Here is a 17,789-nt window from a genome sequence, read left to right on the forward strand (position 1 = left end):
GGCGCCCCGAGCTCCCGAGGCCCCGCGACCCGAACATCGGCCAGCTCGCCGATGTCTCGGCCGGCCGCCTCGCCCGACGGTGGGTCGGGGAGCGACACGACGCCGCTCCGACCGCTCGAGAGCGAGACCGGCCGACGCCGGTCCCGAGGTCCGGAGGCACACCATGGCGCGCAGCACCGGGCGCACGTCACCGCCCACGAAGCTCGCGGACCGGCCCGCACCGCCGGACGGTGCCGGGCACCTTCTGGTCGTCGTGGCCACCGTCGTGGCGAGCCTGGCCATGCTGGGACCCGGGGTGTGGGCGTGGGTCGACCCGCCATCGTTCGCCGCGGCCACGAACTGGGCGCCGCACCGGCACTTCCTGCACGACGCGGGCGCCTTCCAGATCGGCATCGGGCTGACCCTGCTGAGCAGCCTGTGGTGGCGGGACGTGATCGCCGTGGTGCTGGCCGGTTTCACGGTCACCAACACCCTGCATACGGTGAACCACCTCATCGACCTGCCGCTCGGCGGCCGGTCGGCCGACTCCTACGCCCTCGGGCTGGTGTCGCTGGTGGCGGCCCTCGGGCTGTTGGCTCGGCTCCGCCGGCTGCGGCGGCAGGACCCGCGTTCAGGTGCGCGCTCGCCGGGCGGCCTCGGCGGCGAGCTGGGCCCGTGAGGTGATATCGAGCTTGGCGAAGACGTGCGTGAGGTGGGTCTGCACGGTGCGCCGCGACAGGTACAGCCGCTCCCCCACCTGCGGGTTGGACAGGCCGTCGGCCACGAGATCGACGACCCGCTGCTCGGTCGGGGTCAGGCTCGCCCACCCGGTGCGCGGGCGCGCCCGGGATCCGCGCCGGCCCCGGTGAACCCCGAGCGCCCGGAGCCGGGCCTCCACCCGGGCGACGTCGTGGGCGGCGTCGAGCTGCTCGAGCACGGTCACCGCACGCCCGAGCTGGGTCCGCGCCTCGGCGTCGGCCCCGCGGTGCGTGAGCACCTCGGCTGCGTCTTCGGCGGTCAGCGCGAGCGCCAGCGGACGACCCGCGGCCGCGGCGGCCTCCACCGCGGCGAGCAGCGGCTCCGGGTCGTCGTCGAGGCGGCCGCGACACCGCAAGGCGGCCGCGGTGAAGGACGGGACGGAGTGGGTCGCGGCGAGGTCGTCGAGCGCGTCGGCCACGTCGCCGGCGCGGTCGCGGTCGCCCGCGGCCAGGGCGAGGCGCAGCACGTCGGGGCCGAGCACGGGGAACTCGACGCGGGAACCCTGCCGGGCGCAGCGGTCCCAGCTGTCCGCGAGCACGGCGAGGGCCTGCTCCGGCCTACCGGCGACCTCGAGGACCCGGGCGCGAGCCCATGCGGCCCACTCGCTGCGGAAGCACGGTCCGTCCGCCCGTACCTGTTCGGCCGCGCGGTCGGACAGTCGGGTCGCGGCGTCCCGGTCGCCGCGGTGCAGGGCCAGGAGGGTCAGCACGCTCCGACCGAAGATCGCGCTGCTGGCCTGCCCGGTGTCCTCGATCAAGGCCAACGCCGTCTCGAGGGTGGTCGCGGCCTCGTCCCAGTCGCCGATCACGAACTGTCCGAAACCCGCGATGATCCGTGCTGCGTGCCAATCCGGATGGCCGCCGGCATCGCGGGACTCCGGGCCCGCGGCCGTGGGGCCGTCCCCGATCTGACCGCTCAGCGCGACGCGCGCCTCCTCGACGCGGTCGAGCTCGATGAGGATGTGGGCTCGGGTCACCTGTGCCGGATAGCGGTGGGTCGCGTCGGCGCCGGCGGCACGCAGCACCGCACGGTCGATCAGGTCCAGCGCGTCGTGCAGCGCGCCGCGCATCTCCGCGGTGAGAGCGAGCGCCCCCAGCGCCATGGCGGCGGCGAAGTCGTCCTCGGCGGCCGTCAGGGATGACAGGACCGTCGTGGCGGTCGCCGAGGCGCCGTCGAGATCACCCACGGTGGCGCGGGCCATGCTCAGCCAGGCGCGTACCTCGGCGTCGTCGGATGAGGCCGGCAGCGCACCCTCGATCCGCGCGAACTCCTCCAACCCCTCGGCCACTCGCCCCTCGACGAGCAGGGCCCGGGCCAGCCCTCGACGCAGCGCGCCGTCGATCTCGCGCGGGATGCCGCGCTCCAGCAGCTGCCGGAAGAGGGTCTCGGCGTCCCGGATGCGGCCGGCCCACAGGAGGTCGCCCGCCTGCTCGGCCTGCAGGTCGGTCCGGCGGGGGTCGCCGGGCTCCAGTGCCGAGACGCCCCGACCGAGCAAGGCCGCGGCCGTGGCGGGCGACCCGGGCGCGATGTCGCGAGCGGCCTCGCGCACCCACCCCAGTGCCGCGCCATCGACTGCAGGCCCGCGCAGCAGGTGCTCGGCCACCGTCAGCGCGGAGGCGCCGGCCGCGGCCAACCGCCGGCCGGCCTCCTGGTGCCACGCCTGCCGCACGCTGCGCGGCAGGTCGTCGTAGACCGCGTCGCGGATGAGGTCGTGACGGAACCGCAACCGGTCGCCGTCCTCGGCGAGCACGCCCGCGGTGACGGCCTCCGCCAACCCCGTAGCCAGGTCGCCGACAGCCCGGCCCGTCACGGTCGCCAGCTGGGACACCGCGAAGCCCGAACCCAGCACAGAGGCCGGGCGCAGGACGTCCAGGGCCTGCTCGGACAGGAAGCTGAGGTGCCCCACGATCGTGAGCGCGAGGCTCGGAGGCCGGGCGCCGTCCGCCAGCTCCGCGCTGCCCTCGGCCGTGCACAGGCCACCTTCACGGCGGACCGCGGAGAGCAGCTCCGTGATGTAGAGCGGGTTCCCACCCGCGCCGCGCACCCTGTCCAGCAGCCCCGGGCCGGGCTCGGCCCCCAGAACATCGGCGACCAGGGCCGCCACCGGTTGGTCGGCGAGCGGCCCGAGGTGCACGACCCGGCCGCCGGCCCGCTCGACGGTCGCGATCACCCGTGCCAGATCCCCGTCCGGGGGCGGCGGCCGCGCCGCGACCACCACCAGCACCGGCGTGTGCGCGAGGCGGCGGACGAGGGAGGTGAGGGTCAGCAGGCTCGACGGGTCGGCCCACTGCAGATCGTCCAGGCCGATCGCGACCGGTCGCTCGTGCGCGAGGTCCTCGACAAGATCGACCACGGCGTCGACCACCTGGAACCGCAGGCCGGGGTCGCTGGTCACGGTGAGCCCCGGACCGGGCCGCGCCGGCGGAGCCAGGAGCGCGGCGATACGGGATCGAGCCGGGTCGTCGGAGGTCGGCGCGCACTGCAGGGCCGCGCTCCAGGGCCCGAACGGCCGGGCGCCCTCCAGCTCCTGGGCCTGCCCGGACCAGACCCTGACCCCGCGGTCACGGGCCTCTCCGAGCACCGCGGCGAGCAGGGCGCTCTTCCCGATCCCCGCCTCGCCCTCGACGACCACCGTCGCCATGGCCCCGCCCACGACCCGATCGAGCGCGGCCCGCAGGATCCGGAGCTCGTCGTCGCGGCCCCGCAACCGCGGCCCCAACCTCCCGCCTCCCGACATGGTCGTACGGTACCGATGGCTCACGACCAGCTCATCGCTCCTCGGGGATGATCAATTCCTCGAGCGCGGCGAGCAGGCCGAGCCAGCCCGCGAACGGCACCGGCACCGCAGATCCCCGGTCGAGGTCGTCGCCCGAGCACGGGAGCACCGTCCCGGCCGGCGGCGAGACCTGATCGAAGACGATCGACACTTCCATGCGGCCACGCAACCACCCGACGCCGGTGACGGACATCGGCCACCTCGCGGATGTCTTCGCCGACCGGTGGGGCTCAGGGTTCGGTCGTTACCGATCCGACGCACGGAGGCACCATGACCCGCCTGGTGATGACGTTCGACGACCCGGCCGCGGACCTTGCCACGGTGGGGGGCAAAGGCGCCTCGCTCTCGCGGCTGGCCGCGGCCCGGCTGCCGGTACCGCCCGGCTTCCACGTCACCACCGCGGCCTACCGCGCTCTGGTCTCCGCGAACGGCCTCGCCGGCCCGATCGCCGCGGCGCTCGCCGACGGCGACCCGGAGCAGGCGGCTCGGACGATCCAGCCGCTGATCCTCGGCGCGGCGGTCCCGGAGGGCCTCGACGCCGCCGTGCGCACCGCCTACGCCGACCTCGGCCCGCACGTGGCGGTGGCCGTCCGGTCGTCCGCGACCGCCGAGGACCTGCCCGACTCGTCGTTCGCCGGCCAACAGGAGAGTTTCCTGAACCGCGTCGGCGCCGACGCGGTCATCGAGGCCGTTCGGCACTGCTGGGCGTCACTGTGGAACGCACGCGCGATCGACTACCGGAGACGCGTCGGCATCGGGCGCGACGACGTCGCGCTCGCCGTCGTCGTCCAGCGGCTCGTGCCCGCCGACGCCGCCGGCGTCCTGTTCACCGCCAACCCCACCACCGGGGCCCGCGACGAGATACTGGTGAACGCCGCGTGGGGCCTCGGCGAGGCCGTCGTCGGCGGCCAGGTCAGCCCCGACACGTTCGTGGTCGCCCGCTCCTACCGGCGGATCGTCCGTCGCGAGATCGCGGACAAGACGGTCATGACCGTCCGCACGGCGGGAGGCACCCACCAGGACCAGGTGCCCGCCGCACAGCGCGACACGCCCGCGCTCACCGACGCCCAGGTCCTCGAGCTCGCCGCCCTCGGCGAGACGATCGAGCGCCTCCAGGGCGCCCCGACCGACGTCGAATGGGCCGTGCACGACGGGGCGTGCCACGTCCTGCAGGCCCGCCCGATCACCCACCTGCGCGAGCCCGACACGGAGACCTGGAACGACAGCCTCGCCGGCGACTTCCTCTGGACCTGCGCCAACCTCGGAGAGGCGATCCCGAGCGTGATGACCCCGGTGACGTGGTCACTGGTACGCACCTTCATCTCCGAGGCGATGCCGCTGCCCGGGATCGGGGGCTACCGGCTCTGCGGGAACATCGGCGGACGCTTCTACCTGAACCTCAGCATCGCCACCGGCGTGGCCTCCGCGCTCGGGATGGGGCGCCTGGCCCGCTCCGGCATCGAGCAGGCGTTCGGCCGGCTGCCCGACGACCTCGACGTCCCGCCCCTGCCGCTGACGCGGATGTCGGTCGTCCGGGAGGCGCTCCGGTCGGCGCTGCCGTTCCTGCGCCGGGTCGTGCGGTACCAGCGGAATCTCCCCGCGCGGCTCGACGAGGCGCGGCGGCGGGCCGACGCGCTACGTACCGGTGTCGCCGCCGCCGACACCCCCGCCGCGTTACGAGCCCTCTGGGAGCCCGAGGTCGACCCGCTGCTGCGGGACACCAGCCGGATGCTCGCCGCCGGAGCCCGCGCCGACGGCGCCGGCCTGGTCCGCATTCGGCCTCGGCTCGAGCGACTGCTCGGGCCGGGTCACGACGCCGACGTCACCGCGTTGATGAGCGGGCTCCACGCGGACGGCGACGGGCTGGCCAGCCTCGGTCCCCTGCTCGGCCTCGCCGCCGTCCGACGCGGCGAGATGGACCGCGACACCTACGCGCGCACCTGGGGGCACCGCTGTCCGGACGAGTTCGAGATCTCCGTTCCCCGCCCAGCGGAGGACCCGGGGTGGTTGGACGCCCTGCTCGCCGCGCCCCTGCCCGCCGACCGCGACCCCCAGGAGCTCCTGCAGCGCCAGACCGAGACCCGCGACGCCGCCTGGCGTCGGTTGACCGCGCGGCACCCCCGCCGGGTCCGCGGTGTCCGCCGAGCGCTCGGCCGGGCCGCGGGCGCGTCCCGGGCACGCGAACAGGCACGCTCGGAGGTCGTCCGCGCGTTCGGCGTGCTCCGGGCGTTCGTGCTGCGCGCCGGCGAGCTCACCGGTCATGGCGATGACCTGTTCTTCCTGACCGCCGCCGAGATCCTCGCCGTGCTCGCCGGCGACCCCACCGCGCTCGACCACGTCGGCGTGCGCCGCCGGACCCTCGAGCACTACCGGGCGCTCGGGCCCTACCCGGTGCTGATCCGCGGCGCGTTCGACCCGGTTCGGTGGGCCGACGACCCGAACCGGCGCACCGACCGGTACGACGGTCACGCGGCGCACCGGCCCAGCACCGCCGACAGCGCGGACGACCGCGTCATCACCGGGTCCCCCGGCGCCGCCGGGGTGGTCGAAGGCTCCGTCCGCCTGCTCACGTCCGTCGAGGAGGGGGCCGTCCTCCGACCGGGAGAGATCCTCGTGACCACGGTGACGAACATCGGCTGGACACCGCTGTTCCCCCGCGCCGCCGCCGTGGTCACCGACGTGGGCGCCGCGCTCTCCCACGCCGCCATCGTCGCCCGCGAGCTCGGGATCCCCGCCGTGGTCGGCTGCGGCCGAGCCACCTCAACCCTCGCCACCGGCGACCGCGTCCGCGTCGACGGCCTCGCGGGGACCGTCACGCGCCTGACCGACGCCCCACGACCTCCGGGGACGGGCCGCCCGGATCAGCTCGCGTCGCCCAGAGTCGTTCGGTGACCGGCTGTGGCAAGGACGTGGACGACGAGGCCACCGACGACGGCCGGGCGCTGTTCGACCGCCTGAGGAGCACGCGTTCTCGACGTTGATCACAGTGAGCCCGGTGCGCCCACGACGCTCGGCAACGCGATGTCCGGCGCCGGTTCCTGCGTACACGTGCCCGCAGTACAGCGCTCCGACCTCGGACCAGACGCCGGCATCGCGCAGCGCGTCTCGGACCGTGACCGTCATCGGTGAGGAGCTCCGGCCGTTGTGGCCGGTCGTCCACTGACGGGCTCACGACTCACCGTCCTCGTCGGAAGTCTCGATCCCGATCCCGGCTCGGGCACAGGCGTCGCGGACCCCGCGCCACACGTCGAGGGCCTGCAGCGCCGTAGGGAAGCCGGAATAGACGACGAGCATCGACAGAGCCTCCTGCACGGCGCGTGCGGGGATGCCGTCCTGCACCGCGCCGAAGAGATAGTTCCGGAGCTGCCCGTGGTGCCCGCCGACGGCCAGTGCGGTGATGGCGACGAGCATCCGCTGGTCGAACGCGAGACCGGGTCGAGCCCAGACCTCGCCGAACACGAAAGTGTCGGCCCACTGCGCCACGCCGGGGTCGAGGGACCGCAGGCTCTCTTGAAGGTCGTCGCTACGGCGGCCTTGAGCGCGGGCGCGGAGCGCGGCGCCGACGTCTCGGCCGTCGGCGGGCGGGTGATCAGGCACCGGGCTCACCGCCCCTCGAAGCTCGGGAGGCGGCCTTCGGCGAACGCGGCAGGGCCCTCAGTGGCGTCGTTCGAGAACTGCAGGAGCCTGTTCATCACCTTCTCCATCCGCAGTCCGGTGGGCAGATCCATGTGCTGGGACCGGACGGCGAGCTCCTTGGCGGCGGCGACCGCGAGCGGGGCGTTGGCGAGGATGCGGCGCAGGTGGTCGTAGGCCCGGTCGAGAAGGTCACCGGCTGGCACGACCTCGTTGAGGAGGCCGTGCCGCAGCGCGGTCGGTGCGTCAATCGCGTCTCCGGAGAGCAGCATCTGCATGGCGACCGGGTAGGGCAGCTGGTGCAGCATCCGCTGGGTCCCACCGTTGCCCGGGACGAGGCCACGCTTGACCTCGGTGACCGCGAAGGTCGCGTGCTCGGCGGCGACCCGCACGTCCGTGGCCAGGAGCAGCGTCATCCCGCCGCCCAGGCAGTGCCCGTTCACCGCGGCGACCACGGGTTTCCAGACTTCGAGTCCACTGTTGAGCAGCTGCCCGGACTGGCTGTTCGACAACGCTGAGAGGTCGTCCGGTGCGGTCAGGTAGCTCTTGATGTCCGCGCCGGCGCAGAACGCACGATCGCCGGCACCGGTGACGACGACGCCGCGCACGGCGTCGTCGTCGCGGACGCGGGACCATGCTGCCGAGAGTGCCTCGTAGGCCGTGTGGTCGAGAGCGTTCAGCCGCTCCGGTCGGTTCAGGGTGAGCAGCAGGATTCCCTCGTCGTCGAGGGCCGTATCGATGCTCACCGGTCAGCCCTTCGTGGCGCGAAGAAGGTGGCGGGCCACGATCATCCGATGGACCTCGCTTGGACCCTCGCCGATGCGCTTGACCCGTAGCTCGCGATACCACCGCTCGAGGGGGAGCTCTCGGGCGACGCCCATGGCTCCGAAGATCTGGATACAGCGATCGACGATCCGGCCGGCAGCCTCTGTGGCGTAGACCTTCGCGGTGGACGCCTCGACGGTGAAGGGCTCTCCGCGATCGCCCATGGCGGCAGCCTGGTGCACGAGCAGCCGTGCGGCGCGTAGCTCGATCTCGGAATCGGCGAGCGGCCAGAGCACAGCCTGCTTCTCCGCGAGCGGGCTGCCGAAGGTCTCCCGTTGCTTGGCGTAGCGGGTGGCCAGGGCGATGGCCTCCCGCGCGACACCCAGCACGATGGCGGCGTACCGGACGCGCCCATGTCCCAGCCAGCGCTGAGCCAGCGCGAATCCCTTGCCTTCCTCGCCCAGGAGGTCCGCAGCCGGAACACGGTAGTCGGTGAAGGTCAGCTCGCAGGGCGCCCACGAGCGGATGACGGGGATCGGGCTGGTCCGAAGCCCCGGGCGTCGAGTGTCGACCAGGAAGCAGCTGATCCCGTCGCGACCACGGGAGGGGTCGGTCCGCGCGAACACGATGCCCCAGTCGGCGGTGTCGGGACCCGAGATCCACATCTTGGTGCCGTTGACGATCCAGTCGTCGCCATCGCGCACCGCGGTCGTGGTGATGCTGCGCGCCGGGTCGGAGCCGCCACCGGGCTCGCTGAGTGCCACGAAGGTGTTCTGGCCGTGTTCGATCGCAGGACGGGCGAATCGACGGATCTGGTCGTCGGTCCCTGCGAAAACGACCGAGGGCGGGTCGTGGCCGAACGCTCCGGCGGCGGGGTTCTCCAGCCCCATGCGGCACCGGGAGGCCTCCTCGGCGACGACGCACTGGGCGAGGAGGGACATCCCGGCGCCGCCATGCGCCTCGGGAGACCCGAGGCACCAGAGCCCGGCTCGCCGGGCGCGTTCCTGCAGCGGAGCGAGACGCTCCGGGGGCAGCGCGTAGGAGTCGGGGTCGAGGCCGTACTCCGCTGGGAGGACCTCGCGGTCGACGAAGTCGCGCACGGTGTCGCGCAGCATGCGGAGGTCTTCGGGGAGGGTGTAGAGGTCCTTGTCCTCGTCGGTGTGCACCGGTGCGCTCCTCGTGCGGCTCAAGGGGACCACCCGGCGTCCGGTGGTTCCGTGCGGTGGAGGGCCGAAGTGGCCGCGTGAATGTGGCGTTGCATGAGCCGGCCCGCCTCGTCGGGGTCACGGTCGGTGATCGCGCGGACGATGCGTTCGTGGAGACGGTGGGCTGCGCGCAGCGATTCGGCGGAGCTGTAGGCCTCGACGCCGATGGCGGCACGGATGTTCGGCGCGATAGCGCTCATCATCGCGGCGAGGATCTCGTTGCCGCTGGCCTCGGCGATCGCCACGTGCCATGCGACGTTGCGATCGAGGAAGGCGGGGACGTCGTCGACCATCCCGCTCATCTCGGTGGTGAGGGCTCGCAGGTCGTCGATCTGCTCGTCGGTCCGTCGATCGGCCGCCAGGACCGCACAGTGTGGCTCCATCAGGTCGCGGACCTCGAGCAGGGATGTCGGATGGAGACGGCGGCCCCGGATGAAGACGTCCATGAAGCGCACCACCGCCTCGCGGGGTGGCTCCTGGACGACGTAACCGCCGCCGCGGCCGAGTTTGGCGTGGACGAGGCCTTCGACCGCCAGGACGCCGAGGGCGTCACGGACGGACGCCCGTGACAGCCCGGAGTCGTCGGCGAGCTCACGTTCGGCGGGAAGGAGCGAGCCTGGTGGGATCGTCCCCGTCAGGATCCGGTCGCGGAGCTCGTCGGCGAGGATGTCCGAACCGCGACGCACGCGAACTCGTCCGATACCGGTCGCTCGCCGCTCGCCTCCCTCGTCGTTCGTCGCGTCGTCCGCGGTGATGTGCGCGTCGGGAGACATGGACGCGATCGTCCCCCGCCGGCCGGTCACCGGGCACGCCCGTCCGAGGCCACCGCGCCCTGGGCCAGAAGGGCGTCGACCTCCGTCGCGTCGCGGCCGAGGACGTCGGTCAGGACCTCACGGGTGTGCTCGCCGAGCACGGGCGCGGCTCGCATGACCGCGGTCGGGCGGGTCCCGTCGAAGCGCAGCGGGGATCCGACGACGGTCACCCGTCCCGCCGCGGGATGGTCGTAGTGCCCGAGGAGGTCGCCACCCGCGATCTGCTCGTGGTCGAGGGCCTCGGCGATGTCGAGCACGGGCCCGTGCGGCACACCCGCTTCGGTCAGGATCTGCTCCCACTCCGCTCGCGTCCGCTCCCTCAGGACCCGGGTGAGGATCGCCGTGAGCTCGGCGCGATGCTCACGGCGCCGCGCGTTCGTCGCGAAGCGCGGGTCGTCGACGAGCTCGTCGCGCCCGATGGCCGTGCAGAGTCGAGCCCAGAAGCCCTCGACGAGAACAGCCAGGACGAGGTGACCGTCCTTCGCCTCGAAACGGCCGTAAGGCACGACGTGGTGGTGGTCGCTGCCGATCTGCGGTGGAGCCTGACCCGTCAGCAGAGCGAGCTGGTTGAGGTAGCCCTGGAGAGCGACGAGACCGTCGAGCAGGCCGACCTCCACGTGCTGGGGCTCGGCGGGAGACGCCGTCGCGGTGTCGCGACGACGGAGCGCCGCCTGGACCGCGATGACCGCCCAGAGTCCGCCACCGAGATCCCCGAGCGGCAGGCTCGTCTTCGAGGGGGGATCGCCCGGCTCGCCGGTCACGCTCATGACACCGCTGCGGGCCTGCGCGACCAGATCGAACGCCGGTGCGTCGCGCAGTGGCCCCGACGTGCCGAATCCGCTGATCGAGCACAGGATCACATCGGGCTTCGCCATCCTGAGTGCGTCGAAACCGAGCCCCAGGCGATCGAGCACGCCGGGGCGGAAATTCTCGATCACAACGTCGGCACTCGCCACGAGATCGAGGACGATCCGGCGTCCGGCGTCGGACTTCAGATCGATCGCGATGCTGCGCTTGTTCCGGTTGAGGGAGAGGAAGTAGTGGCTCTGCTCGCCGGGGTAGAACGGCGCGAACGTTCGCACCTCGTCGCCCTGCCCGGGTTCCTCCACTTTGATCACGTCGGCACCCAGGTCGCCCAGGACCTGGGTACAGAGCGGTCCGGCGAGCACGCGGGTCAGGTCGACCACGCGGACGCCGTCGAGGGGTGTGATCATCTACGCGCTCCGAAGTGCTGGACGGCCCTCCGGGAGAGCCGCATCGATGTGAGGACCACGGCGCTCGACACGACCGTGACGACGACCGCCAGAGCGGCCAGCTGCGGGTAGGTGCCGTTCGTCCAGAGGTCGAGGGTCACGGAGCCGACCACCGGGTTGTCGGTACCGGCGAGCATCACCGAGGCGGTGATGTCACCGGAGACGAGCACGAAGACGAGCGCCCACCCCGCCGCGAGCCCTGGCGTCATCAGCGGGAGCACGATCCGGCGCAAGGTGCGGCTTGCCGAGGCGCCGAGGACCCGGGACGCCTCGACGAGCGGGTCGCCGACCTGGGCCAGCGCGGACTCCGCCGACACCGATGCCTGGGGCAGGTAGAGCACGAGGTAGGCGAGGAAGAGGATCAGCACGGTCCCCGACAGCTCGAACGGTGGCCCGGCCAAGGCGGCGACGAACGCGAGGCCCACCACGATGTGCGACATCGTCCCGGGGAGCTTCGTGATCCCGCCGACCAGCGAGCGTGACCACCCGCGGAGGCGGTCACGGGCCGTGTGGGCGACGACCGCGGCGGCGAGAAGGCCGATGGTCGCACCGGCGACGCCGAGCAACAGGCTGTTGACCAGCGCGCTCTGCGTCAGGCGACGCTCGACGAGCACATCGAGGTAGGCGTCGAGGTCGAAGGTCGTCACGTCGATCGCCGCCGACCAGAAGCTCTGCAGTGAGACGATCAGGAGGCCCAGGAACGGCAACACGCCGGCCAGGAGCAGGTAGCCGATCATCACCGCTCGCCACGGGCCGCGCCACCGGCCGAGCGGCAGGCGGACGCCCCCCGCGGCCCGCCCGGAGATCGTGGCGAACCGCGCACGTCGCAGAACGGCGATCTGGAGCAGATAGAGCACCAGGACGACGACGAACAGGACGAGGCCGAGGACGACCGCGACCTCGGTGCGCGGCGGGAACTCGGCGGTCAGGAGACGGACGACGGTGACGGCGAGGACCTCGAGACGAGCCTGCGTCCCCAGGATCACCGGTACCGAGTAGAGCGCGAGCCCGAAGACCGCCGCGAGCAGTGCTCCACCGATGATGGCGGGACGGACGGCGGGAAGCGTGACCGTCCACAGCACCCGCATCGGGCGCGCCCCGGCCGTGCGGGCCGCCTCCTCGAGGGCCGGGTCGACGTTGCGCAGGGCCGCCGCCACGGTGAGGTAGACGTGCGGAACGAGATACAGCGTGTAGACGAACACCAGCCCGGGCCAGCTGAACACGTCCACCGGGCCGGTCTCGAGTTCGAGGCCCACCGCCCCGAGCACCGCCCGGATCGCGCCGTTGAGAAACCCCGCGTTGGGCGAAGCCAGCAGGGCCCACCCGATGGCGCCCGCGATCGGGGGCACGAGCAGCGGCACGATCGGCATCACGCCGCTGACCCATCCCATCCGGGCGTCGGTGCGCTCGTCGAGCCACGCGAACGTCGACCCGACGATCACGGCGAGAGCGGTGCTCACGCTCAGCGCGATCGCCGTGGTCGCCAGGATGCCGCCCAGACCGGGGAGGGCCAGCGCCTCGGCGACCGCTCCCCAACCGGCGGCGTCCTCGTCGGTCCACAAACCGAGCAGCATCGCGGCCGGGGGGTAGACGACCAGCAGGACGACGGTCGTCACGAGCAGACCCGATCCGAGGGCGAGCAGCCGGTCCCGGCCGGACCGGACAGCCCGCGTCGACGTGTCGGAGGTCGGCCGCGCAGATCCGTCCCCGGGATCGGGCCGCGTCAGCACCACGCTCATGGCGATCCCTGCCTGTCCTCGCGGGCCAGGACGCGGACGTCGGCGGCGTCCACCGTGATGCTGAGACGGGCCCCGACGTCGTGGCGACCGGGGGCCGAGTCCCAGACGGTCAGCCGCTCGTCGCCGACGCGGACGACGTACTCGTGACGCGGACCCACGTACAGAGCGAGCTCGACCTCCGCGGCGAAAGCGTTGCGGCTCGACGCGGAGTCGCCGGCCGGGCCGAAGTGCCAGCGCTCAGGACGGATCGAGACGAGGACGTCGGCACCGACGAGCCCCGCGGGCACGGTCGCGTCGAGGTCGCCCAGCGCGGTACGCACCCTCGTCTCGTCGATCGCGTGCCCCGCCAGCTCGTCGGAGGCGCCGACGAATCGCGCGACATAGGCGGTGCTCGGCCGAGCGTAGATCTCTTCCGGCGTGCCGAGCTGCTCGATGCGGCCCTCGCGCAGCACAGCGATGCGGGTGGCGAGGCTCATCGCCTCGTGCTGGTCGTGAGTCACGTACACGGCGGTGAAGCCGAGTCGTCGCTGCATGGCCAGCAGCTCGAAGCGCAGCGCGTCCCGGACCTTCGCGTCCACGTTGGAGAGCGGCTCGTCGAACAGCACCACGCCTTCGCCCGCGGCGAGAGCTCTCGCGAGGGCGACGCGCTGCTGCTGTCCGCCGCTCATCTGCCCCGGGTACTGCTCGGTGAGCTCGCCGACCCCGACGAGCGCCATGACCTCGTCGACGACGTCGCGGACCTCGGCCTTCGACCGACGCCGGTTCTCCAGCGGATAGCCGACGTTGCCGCGCCCGGTCATGTGCGGCCAGAGGGCGTAGGACTGGAACATCATGCTGATCGGACGTGCTTCCGGCGGCATATCCACCGTTCGTCCGGCGTCGCCCGCCGCATAGACGGTGCGGCCTGCGATGGTGATCTCGCCAGCCGACGGGGTCTCGAGTCCCGCGATGCACCTCAGCAGGGTGGTCTTCCCGCAGCCACTCGGCCCGAGCAGCACGAGGAACTCGCCCCGACGCACCTCGAGATCCAGCCCGTCGACGGCAGGCACGGCGCCGCCGCCTCTCCTGGTGAACGTCTTGCGCAGACCCCGCACGACGACGCCCGCCCCGTCCCCGGCGTGACGGTCGGCGACCACTCGGGCCGATGCGGCCGGTGCCGGGGCGAGCCGGCCGGTCACGAGAGCCCCAGCAGGTCGAGGATGCGTCGTTCGGTGGCCGGGTCCGGTGCTTCCTGGGCCGGGTCGCGATAACCCGCCGGCAGGGGAACGGTGCCGGTCACATCGGGCCGAGGGGAAGCCGCCACGCGGCCGTTGACCGCGGTCTGTCCAGCCTGGGTCAGCAGGAAGTTCGCGAACAGCGCGGCGGTGCGTCGGCTCTCGCCGCACTCGGAGACGGCGACGAACTGCTCGACGCCCGTCGTCGGTCCCTGGGTGACCACCTGGGTCGTGAGCGGGGCGCCCTGCTCCACCAGCGGGTCGACGACCGAGCTGATCGTCGGGAAGGCGACCGCGCGCTCGCCAGCGGCGGCCTGTTGTGTCGCAGGCACCGAGCTGTCTGCGATCCGCGGACGTTGCGCCGCGAGGGCGCTGAGGTAGCCGTCGCCGTACTGCTGGCGGAGGAGGTTCATGAGGGCCATCCAGCCGGGGGTGCTCCGGGGATCGGTGAGCACGATCCGGTCCCGCAGAGCAGGGTCGAGCAAGGCCTGCGGGTCCGCGGGCGCGGGCGTTCCGGAGAGCACGTTCGTGTTGGTGGCGATGGCGGCCGGGATGATGCTGATCCGCGCTGCGGTGCCCTGGGCGATGTGCTGGGCGGGCCAGCGGGCGAGCTCGGGGAGCTGTGCCGGGTCGAGGCGCGTGAACCAGCCGCGGCCCGTGCCCTCGGCCAGGAGGTCCGCGTCGGCCACGATCAGCGCGCCCGCGGTACACACGCCCGCGGACCGCTCGGCCGCGTACCGAGTCGCCAGCGCGCCCGACGCGAGACGAACGGGTTCGACCTCCGCCTCCGGATACGTCGCGGTGAAGGCGTCGACGGTGGCCTGAACCAGCTCAGGGTTCTGCGAGCTGTAGAGGGTCAGCGGTGGTTCCCCCTGGGCCGCCGCATAGAGACCGTCCGTGGCGGGGTCGGCCGGCGCCGCCGCCGGGGCGTCCTCCCGCCCGCTGCACGCCGTGAGGCAGAGCAAGGCCGCGACGGCGATCGCCGCCGTGCGTCCGACTCCGCGCCGGGACATCCTCATCGATCCCCGCTCCCTCCGTGTCGATCCCGGCGCAGGGGCGCGCGGGGTGGTTCGTGACCTGCCAGCAGATCGCGACCGCCGGCCGTGACGAGCTCGTCGGTGCTACCGAGCAGCGCGTCCAGGGCGAAGCCGTGCCGTGCGCATCGGTGCAGGACGTACTCCCAGGTCAGGCCCATAGCACCGCAGACCTGCATGGCGTGGCCGACGACGGTGCGATGGGTGCGACCGGCCGACGCCTTGGCCGTGGCGGCGACGGTGTCCCGGTCCGGGAGGTCAGACATCCAGGTCTCGGCGATCAGGGCCTCGGTCGCGCAGAGGCAGGCGTACGACTCGGCGAGGCGATGCCGCACCGCCGGGAAGGCACCGATGGGCCTACCGAACTGCTCGCGCTCGCCGACGTGCCGGATGGCCGTGTCGATGGCGAGGCGGGAGACCGCGGTGATCTCGACGGCGAGGGCGCGACGTGCCGCGCTGATCCCTCGCGTGAGGAGCCGTTCGGCTCGGTCTCCCTCGACCAGCACCTCGCTGACGTCGACGGGACCGTGGACCCGTACCCACCCGGCGTCGGAATCGATCCCCTCGAGCGGGCTCCAGCTCTCTCCGACTTCCGCCACGACCAGTGCCGGCCCCGTCGGGAGCATGAGTGGAGCGAGCACCGCTTCGGACGGCCGAGGGCGGCTGAGCAGGATCGCCCCGCCCCAGTGATCGGACCGATCCGCGATGATCCACGGGCCAGGGCGATCGGAGTACGCGGTCCGCCGCGGGTGGGGCAAGCCGGCGGCACGCAGGAGCACGGAGTCGAGCGCCGCCGATGCCGTGAGCGTGGTGCCCTGTTCGGTGAAGAGCATCGAGGTGGCTGTCGGTTCGTCGACGGCGAGGACCTCGTCCCACCCGAGTCGGTCGAGAACGGTGAGCAGATCGCCGGTGGTGTCGCCCGCGAGCGCCTCGTGCAACGTCTCGCGCAACAGACCGACGGTTGCGGCGTCGAGGCTCATCGCGCGACCGCCCGTGGCAGGCCGAGCACCCGGTCGGCCACGATGTCACGCTGGACCTCTCCGGCACCACCGTAGATCGACGCCGCCCGGGAGTAGAACCAGTCGGCACGCCATTCCGCCGCCGACGGATCGAACGCGAAGGACTGCGGCGAGAGGCGGCGCGCCGCGTCGTGCACGGCGCGCTCGGCGTCGGCAAGCAGGATCTTGTCCGCGCTCGCCTCAGGACCGACCCTCTCGTCGTCGTGCAACCGTGTCACGGTGCCGCGCGACCGAGCTCGAACCTCGCTCACAGCGAGCCGAGCCGAGCCGAGGACTTCTGCGGACGTCGTCTCGTCGACCCCCCACGACACCGTGGCGGCCGCGAGCTCCCGCAACCGGCGATGCAGTGCCGCCTGACGCATCCAGGCGTACATGCCACGCTCGTACTGCAACAGGTCCATCGCGACCGCCCAGCCCGCGTCCTGCTCACCGATGAGGCGGTTCGCGGGCACCACGACCTCGCTGAAGAAGACCTCCGCGACCTCGTCCCGACCGCTCGAGAACTTGATCGGCCGGACGTCCACCCCCGGGGTGTCGAGGTCGACGAGCAGCATCGTGAGTCCGCGGTGACGGCTCTCGCTGTTTCCGGTGCGGGCGAGCAGGACCATCCGATCGGCGTCGACCCCGAGCGTCGTCCAGGTCTTCTGCCCCGTGACGACCCAGCCACCCGTCGGCTGCGGTACCGCTCGGCACGTGAGCCCCGCGAGGTCGCTGCCTGCGCCGGGCTCACTGAAGCCCTGGCACCAGACCTCCTCGCCGCGCAGCACGGGCGGGAGGTACTCGGCGGCGAGTTCGGGCGCGGCACGGCAGAGAGCCGGTCCGACGACCTCGAGGATGACGTTCGGTTCGGGCGCCGGGATACCTGCGCGTTCGAGCTCGTCGTAGAGCGCCGCGCGGTGGAGCGCTCCTCCCCCGAGGCCGCCGACCGATGTCGGCCACCCGCGCCCGGCCCATCCCGCCGCGTACAGCGCAGCCTGCAACCGCCGCCCCCGCCTCGATCGCGCGGACGCACTCGTGCCTCCCGTGCCGCGATACTCGGCCCAGCCCGGTTCCTCCAGACCGTTCGCGATCAGGTGGACGAACGCGTCGACGTCGTCCGGACCGTTCGCGGTCGCGATCTCCGCTCCACCGGGAGCACCGAGCTGGGGTGAGCGAGTCACGGCGTCTCCTCCAGGATCAGCGGCCCGATCGGTCGGGCGCTGATGAGACTCACGCCTCATCCTAAAAAGGTCAACCCTTTTTAAGAAGCACCTTTTGTGCTTCCCTTGTCCGGTGACGACGTCGAGCGTGCGCGCGGAAGCGGACCGGAGGTCTCAGAGCAGTTCGAGGATGGTCGCGTTCGCCTGACCGCCGCCCTCGCACATGCCCTGCAGGCCGTACGGGATCCGGCTGTCACGAATGTGTTCCACCGGCGACCATCATGTCGTGCTGGCCGGCGATCAGGCCTACGACGGCGAAGTGAACAGCCTGCCGCGACGACCCGCACTGCCGGTCCATCGTCACGCCGGTCACCGACCGAGGGCGGTCCGCTGCCAGTGCCGCGGTGCACGCGATGTCGAGGGTCTGTTCTCCCGCCTGGCCACACAGCCCCGGATCACGTC

15 protein-coding genes are annotated in these 17,789 nt (G+C 72.7%); 2 read left to right on the top strand and 13 right to left on the bottom strand.

The annotated features are described in order from the left end of the window. The first annotated feature begins 163 nt into the window (after positions 1-163). Positions 164-658: a hypothetical protein gene (locus AC2A1K_RS01005; RefSeq protein WP_483894440.1), complete on the top strand. Its 495-nt coding sequence runs from the start codon at positions 164-166 to the stop codon at positions 656-658. On the opposite strand, the gene AC2A1K_RS01010 is transcribed toward AC2A1K_RS01005, so the two are convergent. Both AC2A1K_RS01010 and AC2A1K_RS01015 read right to left on the bottom strand, forming a co-directional pair. Beyond that, on the bottom strand, positions 611-3,475 hold the full coding sequence (locus tag AC2A1K_RS01010; RefSeq protein WP_483894441.1) for an ATP-binding protein: 2,865 nt from the start codon (positions 3,473-3,475) through the stop codon (positions 611-613). The genes AC2A1K_RS01005 and AC2A1K_RS01010 overlap by 48 nt on opposite strands. 31 nt (positions 3,476-3,506) lie before the next feature. Continuing rightward, positions 3,507-3,707, bottom strand: coding sequence for a hypothetical protein (locus AC2A1K_RS01015; protein WP_483894442.1), 201 nt, complete (start codon positions 3,705-3,707; stop codon positions 3,507-3,509). A gap of 77 nt (positions 3,708-3,784) precedes the next feature. Between AC2A1K_RS01015 and AC2A1K_RS01020 the strand changes: the two genes are divergently transcribed. Then, positions 3,785-6,406, top strand: coding sequence for a PEP/pyruvate-binding domain-containing protein (locus AC2A1K_RS01020; protein ID WP_483894443.1), 2,622 nt, complete (start codon positions 3,785-3,787; stop codon positions 6,404-6,406). A 276-nt stretch (positions 6,407-6,682) separates the two neighbouring features. On the opposite strand, the gene AC2A1K_RS01025 is transcribed toward AC2A1K_RS01020, so the two are convergent. The 11 genes from AC2A1K_RS01025 to AC2A1K_RS01075 all read right to left on the bottom strand — a co-directional run bounded on the left by AC2A1K_RS01025 (position 6,683) and on the right by AC2A1K_RS01075 (position 17,775). Further along, positions 6,683-7,111: a carboxymuconolactone decarboxylase family protein gene (locus AC2A1K_RS01025; protein ID WP_483894444.1), complete on the bottom strand. Its 429-nt coding sequence runs from the start codon at positions 7,109-7,111 to the stop codon at positions 6,683-6,685. Between the two features lie 5 nt (positions 7,112-7,116). After that, positions 7,117-7,893 (bottom strand): enoyl-CoA hydratase/isomerase family protein, encoded by a 777-nt coding sequence (locus AC2A1K_RS01030; RefSeq protein WP_483894445.1) that lies wholly within the window; start codon positions 7,891-7,893, stop codon positions 7,117-7,119. 3 nt (positions 7,894-7,896) lie between these two features. Continuing rightward, positions 7,897-9,078 carry an acyl-CoA dehydrogenase family protein gene (locus AC2A1K_RS01035; RefSeq protein ID WP_483894446.1) on the bottom strand — a complete coding sequence of 394 codons (1,182 nt, stop codon included), beginning with the start codon at positions 9,076-9,078 and terminating at the stop codon, positions 7,897-7,899. 20 nt (positions 9,079-9,098) lie between these two features. Beyond that, a complete protein-coding gene (locus tag AC2A1K_RS01040; RefSeq protein ID WP_483894447.1) occupies positions 9,099-9,890 on the bottom strand; it encodes a FadR/GntR family transcriptional regulator in 792 nt (263 codons plus the stop codon). Between the two features lie 26 nt (positions 9,891-9,916). Then, positions 9,917-11,143, bottom strand: a complete 1,227-nt coding sequence (locus tag AC2A1K_RS01045) for a CaiB/BaiF CoA transferase family protein (protein WP_483894448.1) — start codon at positions 11,141-11,143, stop codon at positions 9,917-9,919. Beyond that, on the bottom strand, positions 11,140-12,921 hold the full coding sequence (locus AC2A1K_RS01050; RefSeq protein ID WP_483894449.1) for an ABC transporter permease: 1,782 nt from the start codon (positions 12,919-12,921) through the stop codon (positions 11,140-11,142). Before AC2A1K_RS01050 ends, AC2A1K_RS01045 begins: the two co-directional genes overlap by 4 nt. Then, entirely contained in the window at positions 12,918-14,057 is a 1,140-nt protein-coding gene (locus AC2A1K_RS01055) for an ABC transporter ATP-binding protein (protein WP_483894450.1), read from the bottom strand. Before AC2A1K_RS01055 ends, AC2A1K_RS01050 begins: the two co-directional genes overlap by 4 nt. A gap of 38 nt (positions 14,058-14,095) precedes the next feature. After that, a complete protein-coding gene (locus tag AC2A1K_RS01060) occupies positions 14,096-15,148 on the bottom strand; it encodes an ABC transporter substrate-binding protein (RefSeq protein ID WP_483894451.1) in 1,053 nt (350 codons plus the stop codon). Between the two features lie 2 nt (positions 15,149-15,150). After that, positions 15,151-16,149, bottom strand: coding sequence for an acyl-CoA dehydrogenase family protein (locus AC2A1K_RS01065; protein ID WP_483894452.1), 999 nt, complete (start codon positions 16,147-16,149; stop codon positions 15,151-15,153). Then, positions 16,146-17,348 (bottom strand): acyl-CoA dehydrogenase family protein, encoded by a 1,203-nt coding sequence (locus AC2A1K_RS01070; RefSeq protein WP_483894453.1) that lies wholly within the window; start codon positions 17,346-17,348, stop codon positions 16,146-16,148. The genes AC2A1K_RS01065 and AC2A1K_RS01070 overlap by 4 nt, the downstream gene beginning before the upstream one ends. A gap of 232 nt (positions 17,349-17,580) precedes the next feature. Beyond that, positions 17,581-17,775 carry a thiolase family protein gene (locus AC2A1K_RS01075; RefSeq protein ID WP_483894684.1) on the bottom strand — a complete coding sequence of 65 codons (195 nt, stop codon included), beginning with the start codon at positions 17,773-17,775 and terminating at the stop codon, positions 17,581-17,583. Between the last annotated feature and the right edge of the window lie 14 nt (positions 17,776-17,789).

Source organism: Actinomycetospora sp. 2LY8.5 (assembly GCF_057180585.1).

What these genes read in the sequence shown, in the direction of transcription:
- AC2A1K_RS01060 (WP_483894451.1), bottom strand. Translation starts at nt 15,148, where the DNA reads ATGTCCCGGCGCGGAGTCGGACGCACGGCGGCGATCGCCGTCGCGGCC.
- AC2A1K_RS01045 (WP_483894448.1), bottom strand. Translation starts at nt 11,143, where the DNA reads ATGATCACACCCCTCGACGGCGTCCGCGTGGTCGACCTGACCCGCGTG.
- AC2A1K_RS01065 (WP_483894452.1), bottom strand. Translation starts at nt 16,149, where the DNA reads ATGAGCCTCGACGCCGCAACCGTCGGTCTGTTGCGCGAGACGTTGCAC.
- AC2A1K_RS01050 (WP_483894449.1), bottom strand. Translation starts at nt 12,921, where the DNA reads ATGAGCGTGGTGCTGACGCGGCCCGATCCCGGGGACGGATCTGCGCGG.
- AC2A1K_RS01005 (WP_483894440.1), top strand. Translation starts at nt 164, where the DNA reads ATGGCGCGCAGCACCGGGCGCACGTCACCGCCCACGAAGCTCGCGGAC.
- AC2A1K_RS01010 (WP_483894441.1), bottom strand. Translation starts at nt 3,475, where the DNA reads ATGTCGGGAGGCGGGAGGTTGGGGCCGCGGTTGCGGGGCCGCGACGAC.
- AC2A1K_RS01040 (WP_483894447.1), bottom strand. Translation starts at nt 9,890, where the DNA reads ATGTCTCCCGACGCGCACATCACCGCGGACGACGCGACGAACGACGAG.
- AC2A1K_RS01020 (WP_483894443.1), top strand. Translation starts at nt 3,785, where the DNA reads ATGACCCGCCTGGTGATGACGTTCGACGACCCGGCCGCGGACCTTGCC.
- AC2A1K_RS01015 (WP_483894442.1), bottom strand. Translation starts at nt 3,707, where the DNA reads ATGTCCGTCACCGGCGTCGGGTGGTTGCGTGGCCGCATGGAAGTGTCG.